We start from the raw sequence: 3,006 nt of genomic DNA, 5'->3' as shown, positions 1-3,006 counted from the left end.
CAGCGCGCGTCCTCGCCTGCGAGCGCCACGAGACCTCAGCGCCAATCCAAAACCAGAGCCGCTGTGAGAAAAGCGGGCTAAGCTTTCCGGTCTCAGAATGAGAATCGGCCGAGCGATCGCTTCCCACCCGACCGAGACAATCGGAAAGCCGGCAACATGCCGCGCAGTCCTCTGTCCCTCGCCTTGAAAGGAACCGAGCCGCAGACCCCCCAAATAGCGATGCCCGAACTCGCCCCCATCTTGAACGGGTGCGAACTGAAACCGCGATCCGCGCGGATTTAAATTAGCGATTCCATTAATTAACGAGAATTGGATTTCGTTGATTAACCCGACATGCTAATTAAAGGTGACCGACTTAGCCAAACTGGAAGGTACTTTGAGGAACGATACCTCTGGTAACAATCGCCTCGGTCGTTTTGTGGAGACCGCTGTCGGCGGCGAGCGCGTGAAGGCTTATGTACCTTCACCTCTCCCCCCTACTCCCCCGATCGAAATCCCGGGCCTCTTGACGCGACTCAGCGCGGCCGAACGCGCTCTTGGACGACTTGATGGCGTGTCCATTCTGCTGCCGAACAAAGAACTGTTCCTGTACATGTACGTGCGCAAAGAGGCTGTCCTGTCGTCCCAAATCGAGGGCACGCAGTCGACGCTATCCGATCTCCTTCGCTTCGAGACAGAAGCTATCAGCGGCGACCCTGTCGACGATATCCGCGAGGTCTCGAACTACGTCGACGCCATGATGTTCGGTCTCGAGCGAATGCGGCAATTGCCCTTGTCACTGCGCCTCATCCGGGAAATGCACCAGCGATTGCTGGACAGCGGCCGCGGCGGAACAAAGAGTCCCGGCGAGTTCCGCACCTCACAGAACTGGATCGGCGGCACGCGGCCGGGTAACGCGATATTCGTACCTCCTCCGCCGAATGAGGTCATGACATGCCTCGGTGACTGGGAAAGATTCATTCATGAGGACACACCGAGCATTCCGCCGCTGATCAAGGCTGGCCTCATCCATGTCCAGTTTGAAACCATTCATCCTTTCTTGGATGGCAATGGTCGCCTCGGCCGACTTCTGATCACACTCTTCCTTTGCGCGACAGGCGTGCTTCGACAGCCTCTGCTCTATCTCAGCCTTTATTTCAAATCGCGCCGGGCCGATTACTACCGGCTTCTGCAGGAAGTCCGAGAATATGGAACGTGGGAAGCTTGGCTCGAGTTTTTTCTGGACGGTGTGGCCGAGACAGCGGATCAAGCTTTTGAGACCGCCAACCGTATTGCACGACTTTTCGATAGCGACCGGGAACGTATTGTCAGGGAATCGGAGCGCACAGGATCGGTCCTCCAGATCCACGAAGTCATGCGCACGAGCCCCTATTTGACTGCCGCCTCCGCCGCGAAACGCAGCGGTCTCACCGTGCCGACCGTGAACGCAGCACTGGACCAACTACAGAAACTGGGCATCGTCGAGGAAGCCACCGGGCGACGTCGTGGGCGGGTGTTCGTTTATCGCGCATATATGGAGATTCTCAGTGACGGCGCGGGCAACTAACGTAGCGCGTACAAAAACTGGTTGGGTTCCACTCGATACATTATGCGATCCCAGACGCACAAACCGGAAACAAACACAGAATAGCAGTCACAAGGGATCAGCCTTTGGCACTTGGCGCTTTTATGAACACGTCGATTTCGACAGCCAGTTCAGGTACTATGGTCAGGCGAGCATATTTGTAGGTGGACAGCTCGTCCTTACTGGCATTTTGTAGTGTCGGGATTTCGGCCTTCAAACGGCTGCTGTCACATGTCAGGGTAATCGCCGAAAGGATACCGTTCTCGTCCGTTGCGACGCCGGTCAAGACCAACTTGTTGCCGCTATTTAGGCGAGCGAACCAGTCCGCGTGAGCAGGCGGCGCAGCGGCTGCGAAGCTTGTGGCGAGGATGCCGGCGGTGATCGTGGTTTTCATTGCGATATCCTGGCGAAGTTTTAACCTTCCTCTACCGGAGCGTGCTTTCGAAGTTATGGTATCGACACCTTGATTTCGGGATCGGGTACGGTCATATCTGGGATATGGCAAAGCAGACGACGCAGAGAGTTTCAGGTAGGGGCGAAAAAACCTCTTCAGGCGCTTACAAGAGCGCCGGTACACTTGCTGATGGCGTCGTTATCCTCACCCAAAAAAGCAAACCCAAGCATTTTACGTCCCGTGAGATCAAGTCTACGATCGAGAAGGTACGACGTGATGCTTCAACGGGCCGCTTTCTGGACGCCGCGGACACCAAGAAATAAATGGCAGGCGAAAATCGGGACGTTTTCGTCAATTGCCCCTTTGAGACGGAATATCGCCAATTTTTCTACGCGATGGTATTCACCGTGATCCGATCGGGTTTTGTCGCGCGCTGCGCGCTTGAGACAGACAATGCCGCCGACAACCGATTTGAGAAGATCTGCCGGATAATCGGGGAATGCCGCTACGGCATACACGACATCTCGCGCACTGAAGTTGACGGTAATCCGCCTCTGCCTCGCTTCAACATGCCGCTGGAGCTTGGGGTTTTTCTCGGCGCAAAGAAATACGGCGGGCCCAAGCACCGCAACAAATCCTGCATTATCTTTGATCGGGAACAGTATCGGTTTCAGCGGTACATATCGGATATCGCTGGTCAGGACATTCATTCGCACCAGGGCGATGTTAACCGGTTGATTGTGGAACTCGCCACTTGGCTGAGAGCGCAGAGCGGCGATGTGCACATACCGGGCGGCGTAGCGATCGGCGCAGAGTTTGCTGCCTTCAATTTAACGCTTCCAGCAATTTATGCCGCGCGGCAGCTGGACCCTGCGGAGGTGACCTTCGGCGACTTCAGCGCAGTCGTCGTTCAGTACCTGACGACTTAACAGGCTGCTGAAAATCGTGTTGCGTTACCGCAAGCCCCTCGCGGTGGGTGCGATTTTTTGACGGATTTCGGCAGGATTTGGTCTGATCACAAGGGTTTTGTTGGTCATATCGGCCTATT

Annotated in this window: 3 protein-coding genes; 2 read left to right on the top strand and 1 reads right to left on the bottom strand. The window is 55.6% G+C overall.

Annotated elements, in window-relative coordinates; translation table 11 throughout:
- Positions 1-376: 376 nt before the first annotated feature.
- Complete coding sequence (locus ATB98_RS00130) at positions 377-1,546, top strand: Fic family protein (protein ID WP_084435133.1); 1,170 nt, start codon at positions 377-379, stop codon at positions 1,544-1,546.
- Between the two features lie 97 nt (positions 1,547-1,643).
- Here ATB98_RS00130 and ATB98_RS00125 read toward each other — a convergent pair whose 3' ends face one another.
- Positions 1,644-1,958, bottom strand: coding sequence for a hypothetical protein (locus ATB98_RS00125; RefSeq protein WP_066867509.1), 315 nt, complete (start codon positions 1,956-1,958; stop codon positions 1,644-1,646).
- Positions 1,959-2,281: 323 nt separating this feature from the next.
- Between ATB98_RS00125 and ATB98_RS00115 the strand changes: the two genes are divergently transcribed.
- Positions 2,282-2,887 carry a hypothetical protein gene (locus ATB98_RS00115; protein WP_066867504.1) on the top strand — a complete coding sequence of 202 codons (606 nt, stop codon included), beginning with the start codon at positions 2,282-2,284 and terminating at the stop codon, positions 2,885-2,887.
- The last annotated feature ends 119 nt before the right edge of the window (positions 2,888-3,006 follow it).

The organism is Sinorhizobium saheli (assembly GCF_001651875.1).
GTDB lineage: Bacteria > Pseudomonadota > Alphaproteobacteria > Rhizobiales > Rhizobiaceae > Sinorhizobium > Sinorhizobium saheli.
Note: the sequence above shows the minus strand (reverse complement) of the source record. Positions and strands in the feature narration are given on the sequence as shown.